Source organism: Mycobacteroides sp. H003 (genome assembly GCF_001440135.1).
GTDB lineage: Bacteria > Actinomycetota > Actinomycetes > Mycobacteriales > Mycobacteriaceae > Mycobacterium > Mycobacterium gwanakae.
In genome coordinates this window covers 441,704-458,506 of sequence record NZ_LJYL01000009.1, presented here as the reverse complement: position 1 = coordinate 458,506, position 16,803 = coordinate 441,704, and the positions used below count along the sequence as shown (strand labels likewise).

The 16,803-nt window shown below is 63.8% G+C and carries 20 protein-coding genes; 9 read left to right on the top strand and 11 right to left on the bottom strand.

Annotation, left to right across the window (positions count from 1 at the left end):
* The first annotated feature begins 6 nt into the window (after nucleotides 1–6).
* The 4 genes from AOT87_RS02560 (at nucleotide 7) to AOT87_RS02545 (ending at nucleotide 3,178) form a co-directional block, all read left to right on the top strand.
* Nucleotides 7–591: a DUF3558 family protein gene (locus tag AOT87_RS02560; RefSeq protein ID WP_081343202.1), complete on the top strand. Its 585-nt coding sequence runs from the start codon at nucleotides 7–9 to the stop codon at nucleotides 589–591.
* 27 nt (nucleotides 592–618) lie between these two features.
* Nucleotides 619–1,908, top strand: a complete 1,290-nt coding sequence (locus AOT87_RS02555; protein ID WP_057966642.1) for a hypothetical protein — start codon at nucleotides 619–621, stop codon at nucleotides 1,906–1,908.
* Nucleotides 1,909–1,913: 5 nt separating this feature from the next.
* A complete protein-coding gene (locus AOT87_RS02550) occupies nucleotides 1,914–2,258 on the top strand; it encodes a hypothetical protein (protein WP_057969814.1) in 345 nt (114 codons plus the stop codon).
* 200 nt (nucleotides 2,259–2,458) lie between these two features.
* Nucleotides 2,459–3,178, top strand: coding sequence for a hypothetical protein (locus AOT87_RS02545; protein ID WP_057969813.1), 720 nt, complete (start codon nucleotides 2,459–2,461; stop codon nucleotides 3,176–3,178).
* A gap of 18 nt (nucleotides 3,179–3,196) precedes the next feature.
* Here AOT87_RS02545 and AOT87_RS02540 read toward each other — a convergent pair whose 3' ends face one another.
* Genes AOT87_RS02540 through AOT87_RS02530 form a run of 3 tightly spaced genes read right to left on the bottom strand, consistent with a single transcriptional unit; the run spans nucleotide 3,197 to nucleotide 6,600 of the window.
* Nucleotides 3,197–3,685, bottom strand: coding sequence for a VOC family protein (locus AOT87_RS02540; protein WP_057969269.1), 489 nt, complete (start codon nucleotides 3,683–3,685; stop codon nucleotides 3,197–3,199).
* 30 nt (nucleotides 3,686–3,715) lie between these two features.
* Nucleotides 3,716–5,083, bottom strand: coding sequence for a WS/DGAT domain-containing protein (locus tag AOT87_RS02535; RefSeq protein WP_057969268.1), 1,368 nt, complete (start codon nucleotides 5,081–5,083; stop codon nucleotides 3,716–3,718).
* Nucleotides 5,056–6,600 (bottom strand): glycosyltransferase family 39 protein, encoded by a 1,545-nt coding sequence (locus tag AOT87_RS02530; RefSeq protein WP_057969267.1) that lies wholly within the window; start codon nucleotides 6,598–6,600, stop codon nucleotides 5,056–5,058. The genes AOT87_RS02535 and AOT87_RS02530 overlap by 28 nt, the downstream gene beginning before the upstream one ends.
* A gap of 39 nt (nucleotides 6,601–6,639) precedes the next feature.
* On the opposite strand from AOT87_RS02530, the gene AOT87_RS02525 reads away from it, so the two are divergent.
* Together AOT87_RS02525 and AOT87_RS29470 are read left to right on the top strand one after the other, a co-directional pair.
* Nucleotides 6,640–7,161 carry a DoxX family protein gene (locus tag AOT87_RS02525; RefSeq protein ID WP_057969266.1) on the top strand — a complete coding sequence of 174 codons (522 nt, stop codon included), beginning with the start codon at nucleotides 6,640–6,642 and terminating at the stop codon, nucleotides 7,159–7,161.
* Nucleotides 7,162–7,279: 118 nt separating this feature from the next.
* Nucleotides 7,280–7,405 (top strand): hypothetical protein, encoded by a 126-nt coding sequence (locus AOT87_RS29470; protein ID WP_044104255.1) that lies wholly within the window; start codon nucleotides 7,280–7,282, stop codon nucleotides 7,403–7,405.
* Nucleotides 7,406–7,567: 162 nt separating this feature from the next.
* Here AOT87_RS29470 and AOT87_RS02520 read toward each other — a convergent pair whose 3' ends face one another.
* The 6 genes from AOT87_RS02520 to AOT87_RS02495 all read right to left on the bottom strand — a co-directional run bounded on the left by AOT87_RS02520 (nucleotide 7,568) and on the right by AOT87_RS02495 (nucleotide 13,091).
* Nucleotides 7,568–9,349: an ABC-F family ATP-binding cassette domain-containing protein gene (locus AOT87_RS02520; RefSeq protein ID WP_081343203.1), complete on the bottom strand. Its 1,782-nt coding sequence runs from the start codon at nucleotides 9,347–9,349 to the stop codon at nucleotides 7,568–7,570.
* Between the two features lie 7 nt (nucleotides 9,350–9,356).
* Nucleotides 9,357–10,670, bottom strand: a complete 1,314-nt coding sequence (locus AOT87_RS02515) for an MFS transporter (RefSeq protein WP_057969265.1) — start codon at nucleotides 10,668–10,670, stop codon at nucleotides 9,357–9,359.
* Nucleotides 10,622–11,647 carry a PLP-dependent cysteine synthase family protein gene (locus AOT87_RS02510; protein WP_057969271.1) on the bottom strand — a complete coding sequence of 342 codons (1,026 nt, stop codon included), beginning with the start codon at nucleotides 11,645–11,647 and terminating at the stop codon, nucleotides 10,622–10,624. The genes AOT87_RS02515 and AOT87_RS02510 overlap by 49 nt, the downstream gene beginning before the upstream one ends.
* A 167-nt stretch (nucleotides 11,648–11,814) precedes the next feature.
* Nucleotides 11,815–12,237 carry a hypothetical protein gene (locus tag AOT87_RS02505; protein ID WP_109398653.1) on the bottom strand — a complete coding sequence of 141 codons (423 nt, stop codon included), beginning with the start codon at nucleotides 12,235–12,237 and terminating at the stop codon, nucleotides 11,815–11,817.
* A gap of 67 nt (nucleotides 12,238–12,304) precedes the next feature.
* Complete coding sequence (locus AOT87_RS02500) at nucleotides 12,305–12,634, bottom strand: hypothetical protein (protein WP_046255580.1); 330 nt, start codon at nucleotides 12,632–12,634, stop codon at nucleotides 12,305–12,307.
* A gap of 91 nt (nucleotides 12,635–12,725) precedes the next feature.
* Complete coding sequence (locus AOT87_RS02495) at nucleotides 12,726–13,091, bottom strand: hypothetical protein (RefSeq protein ID WP_131727322.1); 366 nt, start codon at nucleotides 13,089–13,091, stop codon at nucleotides 12,726–12,728.
* A 179-nt stretch (nucleotides 13,092–13,270) separates the two neighbouring features.
* On the opposite strand from AOT87_RS02495, the gene AOT87_RS02490 reads away from it, so the two are divergent.
* Together AOT87_RS02490 and AOT87_RS02485 are read left to right on the top strand one after the other, a co-directional pair.
* Nucleotides 13,271–14,794, top strand: coding sequence for a multicopper oxidase family protein (locus AOT87_RS02490; protein ID WP_057969263.1), 1,524 nt, complete (start codon nucleotides 13,271–13,273; stop codon nucleotides 14,792–14,794).
* A 99-nt stretch (nucleotides 14,795–14,893) separates the two neighbouring features.
* A complete protein-coding gene (locus AOT87_RS02485) occupies nucleotides 14,894–15,172 on the top strand; it encodes a hypothetical protein (protein ID WP_057969270.1) in 279 nt (92 codons plus the stop codon).
* 98 nt (nucleotides 15,173–15,270) lie between these two features.
* Here AOT87_RS02485 and AOT87_RS02480 read toward each other — a convergent pair whose 3' ends face one another.
* Nucleotides 15,271–15,669 (bottom strand): VOC family protein, encoded by a 399-nt coding sequence (locus AOT87_RS02480; protein WP_057969262.1) that lies wholly within the window; start codon nucleotides 15,667–15,669, stop codon nucleotides 15,271–15,273.
* 118 nt (nucleotides 15,670–15,787) lie between these two features.
* On the opposite strand from AOT87_RS02480, the gene AOT87_RS02475 reads away from it, so the two are divergent.
* Nucleotides 15,788–16,168 carry a nuclear transport factor 2 family protein gene (locus AOT87_RS02475; RefSeq protein ID WP_046252848.1) on the top strand — a complete coding sequence of 127 codons (381 nt, stop codon included), beginning with the start codon at nucleotides 15,788–15,790 and terminating at the stop codon, nucleotides 16,166–16,168.
* A gap of 70 nt (nucleotides 16,169–16,238) precedes the next feature.
* On the opposite strand, the gene AOT87_RS02470 is transcribed toward AOT87_RS02475, so the two are convergent.
* Nucleotides 16,239–16,790, bottom strand: a complete 552-nt coding sequence (locus AOT87_RS02470; protein ID WP_046252847.1) for a VOC family protein — start codon at nucleotides 16,788–16,790, stop codon at nucleotides 16,239–16,241.
* Nucleotides 16,791–16,803: the final 13 nt, after the last annotated feature.

The window sequence follows — 16,803 nt, the reverse complement described above, 5'->3', positions numbered from 1 at the left end:
GAACCAATGAAGACGAAATGGATCGCCGTTGTCGCCCTTTCGACGGCGCTCGCCGCCGGGTGTACTCATAACGGAATCCAGGGAACGCCCACAGCAGGGTCGCCATCAACCACATCCAGTTCACCTTCGTCGTCCAACAGCGTGACTCCGTCAACGACAAGTACCGATAGCGACCCCGTAAAGGGGACAACCTTCGATCCATGTACGGCCATCACCGAGGCTGATATTGCGACGTGGGAAGTCAAGCCTGATAAGCGTGACGCGCACACCACGGCCTTTGGCCAGCGTGTTCGCGGCTGCATCTGGGACGGACCCAAGTGGGGCATCAAGATCTACGCAGTGGACACCTCGATATCGCAGTTAGAGCAACCCAACAGCAGATTCGATCGCCAGGAACGTGTGCAGGTCGGTTCACGCACCGGCTGGCTACTTCACGATAAGAACTGGATCGGCTGCTCTGTGGCAATACCGTCGCAGCAAGCGATCGCGACAGTCCAGGTTGATCTCAATCTGGACTTGACACGCCAACGCTACGACCAATGCCCGTTGGCTCTGCAGATCATGAAGCAGATCGAGCCGAAAATACCTTAGAGCCAACAGTTTTCAAGAGGAGAAGACATGGGGAAGAAGCAAATCCAGAAGGAACACTGGGAAGGCCACGACCACCAGTCGATCTACAACGCTGCCCAGGCATTCCAGACCGGTAGCCCGCAGGCAGCCCAGGAATCGATCAATAGCATCGCCGAGCAGCTGGGCGACATCATGCACACGCTCGGTGGCAAGGTGCAGGGCATGCTGGTCGAGGATTGGCGCGGCGCAGCCGCGAAATCCTTGCAGACCAACATGTCCGAGTATTTCCGGGCCTCAGAACGAGGCATCATCAGCATTCGGCACGTCGCGGACAGGATGCCACCACTTGCTGACGCGATGAGTGCCGCCAAGTCGAGTATCGAGCCGCCGATGTCCGATGCAGAGGTTGCGCAGAAGAAGAAGTCTGGATCGTCGGATGCCGCAATACAACAGCTGAAGAACCAGGAACAGTTCTTCGCACGCCTTCAGATGGTCGGACTGTTCAGCGAGCCGGTTGTTCGCGAGGGCGACAATGTCACCGACGTGCGGCCACCCCAGGGCAACAACCCCGGCAACATCACGCTTCAGCAGCCCACCAACGGAACCGAAACCGGTACCGGCGGCGGCGGTGGCGGAGGCCAAAACGGCGGCGGTGGCGGCCAAAACCCCAGCTCTTCAAACAATCTCGCCAACAGCCTCGCCGATAAGAACACCAAGCCCGCCTACAGCGACGGCTCGGGCAACCAGAGTGGACAAGGCCAGGGTGCGGGTTCGGGCGGCGGAAGTGGCGCGGGCGGTGGCAGCCCTCAAAGCGGATCCGGTGGTTCGGGCAGTGGCCTGGGCAATGCACTCAGTGGCCTCGCGGGCGGCCTGGGCAAGGACGGCTCCGGCCTGGCGCCCGGCAACACGACCGCCGCAGGTTTCGGCTCCCCCTCAGGCTCAGGCTCAGGCTCGGGTACCGGAACCCTTAGCGGCCCAGGAGCATTGCGCGGTAGCGCAGGTGTTCCCAGCCCGGGCGGCGCCGGAACCAACGCCGCCGGCATCGGCGGTGCCGGAGTCCGTGGTGGCGCAATGGGTATGGGCGGCATGGGCATGGCTCCCATGGGCGGCGCCCACGGCCGCGGCGGCAAGGGCGAAGACGACGACGAACACCAGACTCCGGAGTTCCTCATCAACTGGGACAACGGCAACGAGCTGTTCGGCGATCTGCCCAAGGCATCCCCCGGCGTCATCGGCGACTGGAGCGAGCACGAACGTGCCGAGAAGCAACGCCGCGAGTCGGAGAAACGCCGCTACAAGTCCATGGGCTGGAACGTCGACTTCGGCGACGAGAAGTAGCCGATATGCCCGACCGGCATCAAGCCATCGATGTGCTGGGACAGCTTGCGTCGCGTGAAACTGCCCGCATGGCAGGCGCATTGGCGCCCGCGGTCGATGAGGCCATGCTTTGGCTCAAACGCATCCACTGTGTCGCCGCCGAGTTCTGGCACAGCCAGCCCCAGATGGAGTTGCCGCTGCCTGACGACAAGGCCGACAAGATCTTCACCAAGGTCAACGAAACCGCCGAGGACCTCAACCGCTACCAGTTGTGGACCGTCTTCACCGACCCCTGGACCTATCCCGAAAGCTCCGCCACCAGCCACCTCAACAACGCACACCCTCGACAACGTCTAACGACATCGGCCTGATCCCAGAAATACTCGCCCACTTGCAGCGCGTATTTCAGCCCCGCAACACCTTCGGCAAACCGTAACTAGCCGTCGAGCATCGGCTGCAGTCCGTCCGGCGCGCCCGTGATGTGAGTACGACGCTATGCCGCAGCGGCAAACCACCCACTCAGGAAGGTAGGCATCGAATGACCACAACCCCACACAAACTAGGTGCGACCGTGACGGGCGTGCGTTGCGCGGATGGCCTGAGCCACATCAGCCGGATGATCGCAAGCATGCTTCTAGCGTTGGCTGTGGCGGCGACCGCAGGCGGCTGCACCGGGCATGAGGCGCCGCCCACCGCGACACAAGAGGTGCAGTCCACCGCACCGCCCGCCGTGACGGCACCTGCGCCGACAACGACCAGCCACGCTCAGATTGGCACCTTTCCACAAGTGACCATTGCGCTGGCCACGGGGATCCAATGCGCTGTCAACGAAAGAATCGCCGTGTGTACCGGCACTCAGCCGTTCACAGCCCAGCGCTCGGGCGAGGCAGCCATGCAGACTCAGTTGGCAGTACTCGGAACCTACTCGCCTACTGCTGTGCTTGCCGGTGACCAAGTCGACATGAAGGACATTCGGCCAGGCGACATCGTCGAGAATTGGTCATCGGGGACGAGCCGTCTGCTCGTGGCCGTAGCGCCGGCAAGGCTCCAGCCCGACTTTGATCTGAAGGTCGTCAACGACAGTGGTCGCATCGAAACGATCAAGGGGTCGATCGGGGCGCTTCGTCTACCTGTCGGCCATCCGGTCAGCGACCTGGCAACGATCAACGACCCCGATGACGTACTCAGGGGATGGAAATTCACCGCATCCGAAGCCGGCGCAGTCGTGATCTCATCCGCCACTCGCTGGAGAACCGATGATCAGACCCTCACCATCAGCCTGCAAAGGTAACGACTTCGGAGACGACGACTAAGACCCGGACTGCGCCGCGGCCACCGCCTCCTTGGCGACGGCCACATCGAGCTTGCGCATGGTCATCATGGCCTGCATCGCCGCGTTACCGGTCACGGGATCAGAGTGGAAGATCAGGTCGATCAGCTCGCGCGAGACCACCTGCCAGGACACCCCGAATTTGTCCTTGAGCCAACCGCATTGGGACTCTTCTCCCCCGTTAGTCGTGAGCGCCTCCCAGTAGCGGTCAACCTCGTCTTGAGACCCGCAGTCGATCTGAAATGAGATCGCCTCATCGAACGTGAACTGGGGTCCACCGTTCAGCGCGGTGTACCGCTGCCCGTCGAGCTCGAATTCGACGGTGAGCACCGTGCCCTCCGGCATGGGGGTGTTCGGTCCGTAGTGGGTGACCTCGAGAATCCGGGAGTTCGGAAACACGGACACATAGAAGTTGGCGGCCTCTTCGGCGCGAGTATCGAACCACAGGCATGGAGTAATCGTCGGCATACCTGTATCGACCCGCGCCGACGAGAAAACTCATCGCAACCGGGCAGATACCTCGGTGAGCGCGTCGGCCAACAGGTCTTCGTAGTGATCGGCATCGGGCATCACTGCCGCGCTGGTGTGCACGCTCACCGTCACGGTGTCGCCGATGCCGTGCACCCCATGGGTCAGGCCCATCACCGGCGACAGCGCGGGGAATCCGGCGGTGAACACCACCCGTCCACCGCCTAACGTCAGATCGGCAGCACCGCGCACCACGCTCGACACCACGGTGTTGCCCGCGACGGTGGGTGGCATCAGGTCGGTGTTGAAGGCGTTGACACCCGCCCACATCATCGGCGCGGGCAGCGCCGCGCCTCCAGCACGTTGCGCGACCAGCACCGGGTGCATGGCGCGACGGCGCCTGCTCTCGATACCGTCCGCGATCTTCCGCGCCCGGGCGCGTAGATCCGTTTCACCCCAGCACAGGTCGACGCCAACATTGCGGAAATTATTGCGCGCCAAAGATTCACCGGCGGATGCGACGGTTACCTCCGCGCCCAGCCGTTCGGGAACCCACTGTCCGTGGTCGCGCAGATATTGCGGCAGCGCGATGCCGATCGCGGTGAGGACCGCGACGGTCACGCTCACGTCGTCGGCGCGAAGCTCATCGCGTGGCCGCACGATCATCCGGATCTCCCGATGCTCATCGGGCCGCGCATTCAGTGAAATCAGTGGGAATCCCTGCGGTTCCGGCTCCAACTCACCCGCCGCGACAAGCTCCTGCTGCTGACGGTAAGCCCGATAGCCATCGCGGCTCGCACTCAGCAGCCGACCCAGCTTCACCGGAAAGCCTGCCAGCCCTCGCAGTGCGGCATAACCAGGTACCTCCGGCAGCAGCCCGGCCTCCCCCGCCGCATCGCCGAACAATGCCCGCGCGGCCGCGGTGGCCCGCTGACCATCAGCCAATGCGTGCGATACCTGCAATACCGCGACAAGCGCCGGACCCGATGACCTCGGTGCGCCATGCACTCCCGGGAAAAGGTGAAGATGCCAAGGGTTTTCGCGAATGTCGACGGTGCTCGTGAGCAGTGCGGCGATCGCGGATCGGCACTGCGTCCAGCTGGAATCCGGCAGCGAGTGCACCGTCAGGGGCACCTGGGATTCGTCACGCGGCGCCCAGTACGGGTAATCGAGGTGTCCGGCGACGTCGACGGCCCGCACCCGCAGATCCGCGATGCGCGACGCGCGCGCGGCGAGCGTGTTCCGCAGGGCGGCGACATCCTGCGTCGGCGAATCGAAGCAGAACAGCAGGAACTGATCGTTCGGGAGTCTGGTCGACATCCAGTACATCTGGGCGTCGCGGGGTGCCATCTGTTCGACGGATGAGCCGCCTACTTGTAGGTGCGCCACTGGTCCCATAGCTGTTGCCACGGCGCAATTCTGCCGTAGTAGCGGTAGACCTGTGTCTCGTCCTCGCCGGAGGCGTGCAGCAGCTCGATTCGCTGCACCCCGCGGAACCCTTGGGCAAGTGCGGAATCCGGAGCATCGACGCCGATGTACATCATGTCCGTCATCGATTCCGGCGGCGCCCCGAAGTAGTAGTACCCGCGGTGGAAGCTGTAGGCACGGGAAACGCCCTCGCGTCCGGCCTCGACGTCATAGGCGGCGGCCATGGGATAGATCTGCAGCACCAGAGCCGTACGGTCACGTACCTCGGGCGGCATCGAATCGTAGGTGTCGCGCGCCACCTGGCGCAGGCCCTCCGTGGAGTGATCGCCACCGGCAAGCATGGTGGGCCCCATCTCGCCCGCCCAGGAAAACCAGCGTGCGGCAGCGGTTTCGGACACGATGGGCAGCCTGACGATCGCCATGATCACCGATGCGGCCGTCACCACCCCGATGAGCCCGTAGACCACGCCCCGTGCCGCGGCCCGGGAAGGGCGCCACCGGGAAAGTCCCACCGCGCCCGCGGCGATCAACAAGGCGTACAGCCCCATGGCGTAATAGGCACGTCCATGAGAGGCGAACATGAACGCTCCCACCAGCACCGCAGCCACGCCCAGGTATCGGTAGGCGCGCAGTGACGGCGCCGCCAGCAGCGCCACAACCCCGGCCAGCAGCAGCACCAGTCCGATGAACACCGAACCGATAAGCATGCCCGCCAACAACGCCGCCCCGCGTTCGGACTCCGCGGCCACGATTCCGGCCATCCGCAGGTATGGCCAGCCGTGGGTGCCCTGCCAGATGAGGGTCGGGATGGTGGCCACGACGGTGAAACCCGCCCCAATCCACAATTGCCGGCTGCGCAGCAGCACCCGCGGGCCGAGGACCGCCGCGCTCAGCAGTACCGCAAGCCATAGCGCCGGGATCAGGAATTTGGTCTGCATGCTGATCGCGGTGACGACTCCCGCCCACAGCAGCAGCCGATCGTCGGGCAGTCGTTCCCGGAGACTGCGGGTCCAGCGCACCAACAGCCAGCACACCACCGACCACAGCGCCGGATCGATGGCCGGTGTCTGCAGCCAGTGGGCCAGGATCTGGAACATCGCGGTGGCGTACGCGATGGCCGCGAGGGATTGTGTGAGGCGGCCGCCGCCGAACTCAGCGGCGATCAGCCCACACATCAACGTGCCAATTGCCACCGCAGCGGTCGCCGCCAGGCGCAGCACCCAGAGGGAGCCGGGCGCGATGTTGTCGGCGAGGCCCGCGATGAGGGGCACCAGCGGGGGCTGGTCAAAGTATCCCCACGACAAATGGTCGCGGCCCGCGACAACGAAGTAGGCCTCGTCGAAGAAGTACCCGTACCCCCTGCTGGCCCAACCGAATACGAGAGCGGTGATCGCGGTGATCGCTGTCAGTTCGGCGCGCGCCACCCGCACGGACGGTATGCCGGGGATGTCGTTGCCGTCGTCATACCGGGAATGGACCGCCGCCATAGCGAATTCACCATAGCCCTCATGCCATAGACTTCCGGCGTGCCGAGCACCAAGCAGTACAGCGATCCGTTGACTCGCAACGATATTGGACTCTTGGTCCTGCGTGTCGCGGTGGGAGCGACGCTGTGCTGGAGCGGGCTGAACATCGTGTTCGCCTCCGAGCAGTTCGCACAACTGGGCTCCTCGCCGATCCTTGCGCATCCCGATACGGCGGCTCGTGTGCTCGCAGGTGTCTACAGCATCGGGGGCGCCATGCTGGTCGCCGGACTTCTCACTCCCTTTGGCGCCAGTGCCGTGCTGGGTTCGATGCTTTACGTCGCAACCCAGACCTATGTGGCGCGAAACGACCTGTTGCAATCGGGCCCGGCCGTGCAGTTCCCCCTTGTGCTCGGCGCGGCAGCCATGGCGCTGCTGCTGTTGGGCCCGGGACGCATCTCTGTGGACGGGCGATTTGGCCGCGACGAGTGGCCTTCCGCGGTCTCATCGGTGCTGCTCATCGCCGGAATCGGGGGCGCGATCGCCGCGTGGGTGCTCATTAAGGGCACCAACCCGTTTTCTTAAGAGTTCAGCAAGGTCGCTCATGGTCTATGACCTGCGCCGATGCGTCTAGCGAAAATTGCCAGACTTTTCCGATTCGTAACTCAATGATTTCTTAATAGTGACCCCTACTGTTCAGTACATGACGAACGAGGAATTCGGTGCCACGGTCATCGAGATCGACTTCGAAGCCATCTACAGCGGCGAGATGCTGGTTGAGGGCGACAACTCGGAGCAGACCGATGAGTGGTTCCCGCTAGCCGTATAACGGCAGGTAGGCGAACCCCATAGGGGGACGCATCGGCGAGGCGCGTAGCGCATCGCATGCCGGGCCAAGTCCCGGATGTTTCTCACTCATCCATTCAGTTCTAGAGCGAGGGCAGTCACACCGACTGCCCTCGCTTTTTATTGAGGATCACGCCCGCGTGGGCTACTCAAGCTCTTCGGCGAGTTCCATCCACTGCACCTCGGCCGCGTCCTTCTCGGCGACGACGGCATTGAGTTCGGCGGTCAGCGTCACCACCCGGTCCGGGTCGGTGGCATGTTCAGCGAGCCGCTCATGCAACACAGCCTCTCGCTCCCCCAGCTTGGCAACGGACCGTTCGAGTCGTCCGAGCTCTTTTTGCGCGGCGCGCAGCGCCGCACCATCACGGCCACGATCGGGCGCCGGTTTGGTGGGGGCCGCGGTGGGTTGGACGTGCCGGCGCAGATACTCCTCGATGCCACCGGGCAGATTGGTCAGCTTGCCGTCACCGAACAGCGCCCACGTCGAATCACACACCCGCTCGATGAGATACCGGTCGTGGCTGACCACAACCAGGGTGCCGGCCCAGCCGTCCAGCAGATCCTCGACCTGCTGCAGGGTTTCGATGTCCAGGTCGTTGGTGGGCTCGTCGAGAAGAAGCACGTTCGGCTCTGCCATCAGCACCCGGGTCAGCTGCAGCCGGCGACGCTCTCCACCAGAGAGGTCGGCGACCGGCGTGCGTTGACGTGCCGGGCTGAATCCGAGCATCTCGGCAACCTGCGAGGCGGAAAGCTCCTTGTCTCCCAGCGTGATCCGCAATGCGATCGACTCGATCGCATCGAGCACCCGGATGTCGCCGGGCAGGTCGTCCAGCTCCTGGCGCAGCCAGCCGATGCTGACCGTCTTGCCTTCCTTGCGGTGTCCGGCCGCCAACGGCACCGCACCGGCAAGCACGCGCAGCAGAGTCGTCTTTCCGGATCCGTTGACGCCCACCAGACCAATGCGCTCGCCCGGGGCCAGGCGCCAGGTCAGATCGCGCACCAGTTCCTCACCGGCGGGTGTCGTCACCGTCGCGTCCTCAAGTTCGATGACGATACGGCCCAGGCGGCGACGCGCAAATGCGCTCAGCGCCACCGAGTCTCGCGGCGGCGGCACATCGGCGATCAAGGCCTCGGCCGCCTCGATCCGGTATCGGGGCTTGGACGTGCGCGCGGGTGGACCGCGCCGCAACCAGGCCAGCTCCTTGCGTGCGAGATTGCGGCGGCGCGCCTCCGCAGCGTCGGCCTGCCGCCCCCGTTCGGCACGGGCGAACGTCCAGTCGGCATAACCGCCTTCATACGATTCGACGCTGCCGTCGACAACCTCCCAGGTGCGGGTGGCCACGGTGTCCAGGAACCACCGATCGTGGGTCACGACCACCAGCGCGGTGCGCCGCGCCAGCAGATGCTCGGCGAGCCACTGGACGCCTTCGACGTCCAGGTGGTTCGTCGGCTCATCGAGAATGAGCAGGTCCAGATCGCGAACAAGTGCGGCGGCGAGCCCCACGCGCCGCCGCTGACCTCCGGACAGCTCATCCACGCGTCGATCCAGGCCGAGGGCCGCTACTCCAAGCCCTTCGAGGATCGAACGGATGCGCGCATCCCCGGCCCATTCGTGTTCGGCGACACCCAGGGGCGCGATCACGACATCGAATACCGTCGCGCCTTCAAGATCGTCGCGCTGGGTGACGACGGCTTGGCGCAGGTCACCGGTCCGGCTCACTCTGCCCTGATCCGCCGGCTCGACACCGGCGAGCACCTCCAGCAGCGTGGTCTTGCCGCCACCGTTAAGGCCCACCACCCCGATGCGGTCTCCCGCTTGCACCCCCAGGCTGACGTTCGAGAGCAGCGGCTTGACGCCGTATGACTTCGAAACACTCTCGAGGTTGACGAGGTTGATGGGTTTAGCGGGGCTGGTCATGGCCTCCACAAACTACTCAGGCATTGGCAGGCTGCGCCACTTCCCTGCCCTGGTCCAGCAGACCTGCCCGCCGCAACGCGAACAGCGCCGCGGCACACACCAGCCCGATCCCAGTCAGCGACACCCATAACAAGGCCGGCTTACCGTGCTGCTGGGTGTAGCCGAATATCGAGCCGGTCAGCAGGTTCCCGGCCAAGATGCCGACTCCGACAATCGTGTTGTACAGGCCGTAGTGGGTGGCCACCAACCTGTTGCGCGCCAACCTGACCACGGTGTCCATCTCGAAGGGGAACGTCGCGATGGTGCCCACGGCCAGCAGGGCCGCCGCCAGCAGCAGCGCACCGATGGCAGCGAGTTGCCCCGCCGACGCCGCCGTGGGTAGCAGCATCAGCGGCACAAAGGCTGCCGCGATGACCAGCATTCCGAACACCAGGCTGCGGCTGGGGCCGAATCGCGCGGAAAGCCACCCGGTGAGTCGCACCTGCCCGGCGATAGCGACCAATCCGGACACCACGAAGATGCTTGTCACCAACACCGTTTCGGACTTCTTGTCGCCGGTCAGCAGGGCCGCCTGGAACGGCAGCGCAAGGTAGACCTGGAACGTCAGCACGTAGGACCCGATCATGGCGCCGGAGAACAGCAGGAAGGCCCTGTTGGACACCACCGAACGCCAGTTGGCGAGCACCGGCTGGCGTTCCGCCTCCTGCTCGACGCGGTTCGGCGGCAGGGCCATCAACTGGATCACCGTCAGGATCGCGAAGACCGCTGCGGCCACGGCGCAGGTGATCCGGAAGTCCCATGCCGTCAATGCCAGGCCAACGATCGGCCCGAACAGGATTCCCGCCTGGTAGAAGACGTTGAAGACGGCGAAGGCCTCCACTCGACGCTCTCCGGAATCTGCTGCCAGGTAGGCGCGCACCGCGGGGTTGAACAGAGCACCCGCGAAACCCGTTGCCGCCGAGGCGATCAGTATCGCCGGCAGGGAGCCGACGAAGGCCAACATCAGGAAGCCACCGGTACGCAATAGACATCCCGCCACGATCAGTGGCTTGTATCCGAACCTGTCGGCCAGGGTGCCGCCGACCAGAAACATGCCCTGCTGAGAGAAGTTTCGGACCCCCAGCACCAGCCCCACCATCCATGCGGCCAAGCCCAACGGCCCGGCCAGGTATCCGGCGAGGTAGGGCATCAGCATGTAGAAGCCGACGTTGATGGCGAACTGATTCACCATCAGGATCTGGCTGGGCCGGTCGAAAGACCGGAACTGACGGAAGGTTTCGATCACGCCATTCTCCCGATGGGGTCGATCACGCGGGTCAGCCTGGTCCATCGGTCCACTACCCGATCCGACGGATCGTCGATCACGTCGGGATCCTGCGCCGGTGGACGGTCCAACAGATCGTGGCTGCGGCAGTAATCGTCATCGTAGATGGTGCCGTGGTAGCGCATGGGACCGTCGGGGAAGATTGCCGCGACACGCGATCCGGGAGCCGATGTCCGTGCCACCCACCCGGCGACCAATGCCACTGCCCCGACGCTCCACCCGCCGCTGGCGTGGTACGCAGCGGCCAGCGTCCGGGCCGCCCAGACGGCCTCATTCGGCGCCACCCAATGCGCTTCGTCGAATGCGGCGTAGTCGACATTGCCCGGATAGATGCTCGACCCGAGGCCGCGCATCAGCCGTGAGCTGGCAGGCTGCCCGAAAATCGTGGAGCCGATGGTGTCGACCCCTACCAGTCGCAGGTTCGGATTATGTTCCCGCAGTACACGTCCCACACCCGAGGAATGCCCGCCAGTTCCCACCGAGCAGACCAGGGTATCCACCGTTCCCAGCTGGTCGATCAGTTCTTCCGCGAGCCCGCGGTAGGCATCGACATTGTCGGGGTTCTGGTACTGATCGGGGCACCACGAATCCGTTTCGGCGGCAAGTATTTCTGCGACACGATCCTTACGCGCCTGCTGCCATCCTCCGATCGGATGTGGTTCTGTGACGATCTCGACCCGAGCGCCGTAGGCGGTCAACATGCTGCGCACGATGGGCTCCAGGCCCGGGTCGGTGACGAGGGTGACCGGGTGCCGGTAGATGATTCCGGCCAGGGCCAGTCCCAGCCCCAGCGTCCCGCTGGTTGATTCGACGATCATGGCACCCGGCTTGAGTTCTCCGCGCGCCCTAGCCTGTTCGATCATGTGTAGTGCAGGCCGGTCTTTCATGCCGTTGGGGTTATGACCTTCGAGCTTGGCCCAGAAGCCGGTGCCCGGCGTCGCGAACGGCTCCGATACCCACAGCACCGGGGTGTTGCCCACCAGCGTGTTGGGGTCGTGGAACTTAGGTCCTAGGTGTGTGCAGCTACGACGAGATGACAGAGCAATGCTGTTGTTCATTGAGAATCCCTGCGTGGGGGCCGCACGGCGCGGCCGGGAAGCTGATGACGGCGTGCGGGCATGGCGGAACTCCGCTTTGCCCGAGGGGTCGATCAGCGCCGAATGACGCAGAGTTTGGTGAGGATGTCGCGGCCCGTTCGGGCCCCGTGATAACCGATAGCACGTGGTGGACCGCGCGAGAGTTGGGCAGCCGCGGGCTGGAACACCAGCATGGCGAGAGCAAACGCGGCCAGTACGAAGAGAATCCGCAGTGGATTGAAACCCCGGGCCAGTGCGACCAGCCCGTCCGCGGTCTGACATGCCATCTCGTGGACCGCGTTGTCGAGGTGCGCATGGGTAGCCGATGGACCGTGCCCCTGGAGTGCGGCGTGCGTCGCCTTATGGTGCGGCGCCTCACCGCCGCCATGACCGACGGAGACACAGTGCAAGATCGGCAGGGTCGCGACCGTTGCGACGAGGACCGCGACCAGCCACAGCCGCCCACGGCGACTCGTGCGGCGCGCTCCGGTCAGCATGACGCGAGGTTAGCACGATTTAACATACCCTCATGGGGTATGTGACCTGATCGCTATCTAACTGTGGTCAGCACTCAACGCTGACGTGCATGACCCGGTAGTCGAGTACCTGGACCAGCGGACTGGTGGGATCGGCCACACGGATGCGCTGCCAGCGGTACTCCGACCGCCCCTCACGCACGGAGGTCGCAACGCATTCGGTCAGCGGTGCGCTGCCGCGCCGATTGATGACGACCCTGTCTCCCCGGGCCTTCAGGGACGTGATGACAACGTCGGCGTTCCCATGGTTCTTGGGACCGGCGTCGGCACGCGGAGTGCCAACAGCCATGAGTGCACCAGCAACAGCCGCGGCCACACAGAGGCCGCCGAGGCGGTGGAAGATAAGGCGTCCGTACATAACGATTCCCAACGTCTGCGCCACTTCGGTGTGGCGAGTCTTCACTGACAGCCGTATGCGGCAGAAGGACATATCCGCCGCAAGGGATTCATCAGCGTCGACTCACACAAATCTGATGCAGACGGGCCCTGCCACCCACGACCGCGACCCACGCACGACGGCGAGGAGGCGCGCGTGTGACCACCACCCGCAAAGGGAGTAGCGAAACAGCCAGGGTCACGACCAGCGCCGCCGCCCATAGCATTCGGAATGCGTTACCGGATCGGACTTTTCCGGCGATCACATCAAAGATCTGGCTGGTGAAATCCTGGGAGGCCCTGCCGATGTGTTGGCCCACACCCTCAGCAGTGTCGGACGCAGAAGCAACAAGGTGATGCGAGACGACCGGGAGTGCCGCATCGGCCATCACCGTGCAATGCAGCACTGGCAGTGCGGCGATCACGCCTGCGACGAGCACGGCGATCCATCGCGATCGCGACGGCCCCCCGTTTTTCAGCACGTCGCCGCGACCAGCACACGGGCACCCGATACGACGCGGACCCGCCACACCGGTTGCAGTTCACCACTGGACGGCAACACACCCCGACCGTAGCACGCGATTCGCTTTAAATACCCCTACGGGGTATACATAACATCATGACAACGGGCAATTCACCACTGCTTGGCCGCCGCGATCTCCTCCGTCTGGGCATGACGGTGGCCGCAGCCGGGTTTCTCGCGTCCTGCACCAGGGGCCCCTCCGGAACTGCGACACCACAACGTGTTAACCCTGATTCGGCCCGGGTGGCCGCAGTGGAAGCGGCCCGGCGACCCCAGGGGGCTGCGGTCAAACAGTTCGCTCTGAACGCTGGCCCCACTCAGCTCGACCTCGCCGGAACCCAGGTGCAAACATGGGCATACGGTGGGCGGGTACCCGGCCAGGAGATCCGCGTTCGCAAGGGAGAAGTCCTGCGTGTGCAAACTGTTAACAACCTCCCGGCGCCGACCACCGTGCACTGGCACGGGCTCGCCCTGCGTAACGATATGGACGGCGTGCCCGGCCTCACCCAGCCGGAAATACCGCCGACCGGAGTGTTCGATTACGAGTTCGCGGTGCCCCACGCGGGGACGTACTGGTTCCATCCCCACGTCGGTACGCAAATCGATCGCGGACTGTACGCGCCGCTGATCATCGAGGACCCCGATGAGCGCACCGGATACGACGAGGAGTTGGTGGTGGCGCTCGATGACTGGATCGACGGCACCGGTACCGATCCCGACCAAGTGCTCGAAGGATTGCGCGCCAAGGGCATGCCCCCGATGGATCATTCGATGATGGGAGGCATGGGATCGGACCCAACGACGCCGCTGGGTATGGACGCCGGCGATGTGAAGTACCCCCACTATCTGATCAACGGGCGGGTGGCTGCCGATCCGCAGACCACCACCTATCGCGCCGGACAGCGGGTGCGGTTGCGTATCGTCAACGCCGGCGGCGACACGGCGTTCCGGGTCAGCATTCCCGGCGTGCCGATGACGGTTACCCACACCGACGGCTTCCCGGTGCAGCCCTACAAGGCCGACACCGTTCTGGTGACCATGGGCGAGCGGGTCGATGCCGTCGTCACCATCCCGGGTTCGTCGGTGCCACTCGTGGCGGTGCCGGAGGGGAAAGATGGCTTTGCCCAACTGATTCTGCGTTCGGGCGATACCCCGGTGCGCGGGCGCGCCGAAGATGCCGCGACGCTGATGAAGTCCCAAGTGCCGCTAGACACCGCGACACTCAGCGCTACCCCAGAGGTTCAACTGAGCCAGCGCAATGCGGACGTCATCCACGATGTGCGGTTGGCCGGTCCCGTCGGGAAGTACACCTGGACAATCAACGGCAAGACCTACGATCCACGCGACGGGCTGCCCGTTCGTGAGGGCCAACGGGCACGGCTACGTTTTGTCAACGACTCGATGATGTTCCACCCCATGCATCTCCACGGGCACACCTTCTCGGTCCGAGATGCGAAGGGGACGTACCGCGCCCGCAAGGACACGGTTCTCGTCGCTCCCATGAAGACCGTCGAGGTGGACTTCGATGCCGACAACCCCGGGCAGTGGCTTACTCACTGCCACAACATTTATCACGGCGAAGCCGGAATGATGGCGGTCGTGTCCTACGTGCAGGACTAACGCGCGGCCTATTCTCTGCAGCACCTGCATTGCGACCTTCACGGCGAGTAAGGTTGCTACCCTCGCAGAGAGATATACGACCGCGTGAAGGGAGTTCCGGTGGCAAGTGAAGGCGCAGTTCGCCCCGAGGACGTTCTGTCCGACGCCGACAACTCAACCACCGTCGATGGAGTCAGCGTACGGAAGGGCACAGTCGCGGCATTCATCGCGAATGCCAAACTCTTAGAGACCACTCCCGAATCAGATCCACGGCGCGCAGCCATCGAAAGCGAACTCCGAAACCTAGCTCCGGCCGTGTGTGCAGTCGGTCTCCTCGACGTATTCACACCGCGCTCGGTATTCATCACTTCGATCCTGAACGAGGCGGCAGCGGATTAGTCGAATGCGTCGGATCGAAACCCCTCGTGCGTACATCGCGGCCGAAGTCAGAGCCAACGGAGCACGTCGCATCACAACTCACACATGTCCACGACGAGTCATACTCCGAACTTGGCACGCGCCCCGTCGGTGACCGGGGTGAACAGATTAACGAGATTCCCGTCGGGATCCCGGAACAGCAAGGCGCGGTTCCCCCACGGCATCGTTGTCGGTTCGGTGACCACATCGGCGAGTTGCTCGCGAAGCCGGGCGAATTCGGCGTCGACGTCATCCACGATGAATTCGAGAATGGCTGTGCGATTCGCGGCCGGCTCGGCAGATCCCTGCCCGAACAGCGGGACGGTTTTCTCGCTGCCGATCGCCAGCGTGCCGACCGGAGTCGGAATCTCCGCGAAAAGCTCATTCCCCCAGACGGCCACTGCTTCGGTGACCATCTCGTAGAACGTGACCAACCGACCGACGTCGGCTGTGATGATTCGTGTCGAAACGAATCTCATTGGTAGACCTCCTGGGGATGCCGCCGAGGATCGGCAGACTGCGCGGTGAGCCAGATGCTAGGCGCGCACCCCGACAAGTCCGGGAAACTGGAACCATCTGATCGAAAGAAAGGCCTCTATGAACGACGTGGATCTACGCGGTGCGCTCGAAGCCCACTGGGCAGCCTCCGACGCAGACGACTTCGATGCAGAACATCGGGTCTATCGAGACGATGCGGTTCTCGAATACCCGCAGTCTGGTGAGCGAATTCGTGGCCGCGCCAACATTCAAGCCTCGCGCAAAGCTCAGCCGAACAAGAAACGGTTCACCGTGCGACGGATTACCGGTGGTGGCGATCTATGGGTCAGCGAGCTCGTCGCAACGTACGACGCACAGCCCTTTCACGTTGTGAGCGTCATGGAGTTCGAAGACGGTGAGGTGATCCGCGAAACGCAGTATTTCGGCGAACCCTTCGAACCCGGCCCCTCGCGCGCTCAATGGGTTGAACCCATCGGGTGATCAGACGTTGAAAAGGAATTCGACTACGTCGCGGTGCGGCGAGATCTGTCAACTCGAACGGTTACGCCGTTCACCGACGAGGTAGCGTTCGCCGTGCCTGCCAGACAAGGCCCGGTACGCTACTAGCGAGGTCTGGCCGACTGCCCGCGAAGCCGCTGAGCGCACGATAGAACGACCAAACCTGGCGCGGAGTAGGAATTTTCGGCATCCACGCCAACTCCCAATGAATACCGTTGATTGGGTCGTCGAAGAACACGGCGTAATAGCCCGGCCAGTACTGCGGATACGTCTTAGGCTCGTCAGTAACCTCGATACCCCGCGGGATCAAGAACTCGCGGTAAAAGCGATCGACCTCTTTCCTGCTGCGGGCCCACAGCGCAACGTGATTGACGCCCACGGCCTGTTCGGCATGGGTCAGCTTTCCTCCGGTCCGGGCCGGCTGCACACCGATGTAGCTGTGGAGATTGAAATGCTGAGTCATGTAGTAAATCGACTGGTACTCCATGTTCAACGATGAAAAGCTGCTATACCCCAGCCAGCCGAACAAGGCGTCATAGAAGGCGATGGAAGCGTCATACTCCAGTACCGCGAACTCAACGTGACTTACACCGCGCCACCGCATTCTGCCCCCTACG

Excerpts from the sequence above, each read along its gene's own strand:
- AOT87_RS02560 (WP_081343202.1), top strand. The coding sequence starts at position 7 with ATGAAGACGAAATGGATCGCCGTTGTCGCCCTTTCGACGGCGCTCGCC.
- AOT87_RS02555 (WP_057966642.1), top strand. The coding sequence starts at position 619 with ATGGGGAAGAAGCAAATCCAGAAGGAACACTGGGAAGGCCACGACCAC.
- AOT87_RS02550 (WP_057969814.1), top strand. The coding sequence starts at position 1,914 with ATGCCCGACCGGCATCAAGCCATCGATGTGCTGGGACAGCTTGCGTCG.
- AOT87_RS02540 (WP_057969269.1), bottom strand. The coding sequence starts at position 3,685 with ATGCCGACGATTACTCCATGCCTGTGGTTCGATACTCGCGCCGAAGAG.
- AOT87_RS02535 (WP_057969268.1), bottom strand. The coding sequence starts at position 5,083 with ATGGGACCAGTGGCGCACCTACAAGTAGGCGGCTCATCCGTCGAACAG.
- AOT87_RS02530 (WP_057969267.1), bottom strand. The coding sequence starts at position 6,600 with ATGGCGGCGGTCCATTCCCGGTATGACGACGGCAACGACATCCCCGGC.
- AOT87_RS29470 (WP_044104255.1), top strand. The coding sequence starts at position 7,280 with ATGACGAACGAGGAATTCGGTGCCACGGTCATCGAGATCGACTTCGAA.
- AOT87_RS02515 (WP_057969265.1), bottom strand. The coding sequence starts at position 10,670 with ATGGACCAGGCTGACCCGCGTGATCGACCCCATCGGGAGAATGGCGTG.
- AOT87_RS02505 (WP_109398653.1), bottom strand. The coding sequence starts at position 12,237 with ATGCTGACCGGAGCGCGCCGCACGAGTCGCCGTGGGCGGCTGTGGCTG.
- AOT87_RS02500 (WP_046255580.1), bottom strand. The coding sequence starts at position 12,634 with ATGTACGGACGCCTTATCTTCCACCGCCTCGGCGGCCTCTGTGTGGCC.
- AOT87_RS02490 (WP_057969263.1), top strand. The coding sequence starts at position 13,271 with ATGACAACGGGCAATTCACCACTGCTTGGCCGCCGCGATCTCCTCCGT.
- AOT87_RS02480 (WP_057969262.1), bottom strand. The coding sequence starts at position 15,669 with ATGAGATTCGTTTCGACACGAATCATCACAGCCGACGTCGGTCGGTTG.
- AOT87_RS02475 (WP_046252848.1), top strand. The coding sequence starts at position 15,788 with ATGAACGACGTGGATCTACGCGGTGCGCTCGAAGCCCACTGGGCAGCC.
- AOT87_RS02470 (WP_046252847.1), bottom strand. The coding sequence starts at position 16,790 with ATGCGGTGGCGCGGTGTAAGTCACGTTGAGTTCGCGGTACTGGAGTAT.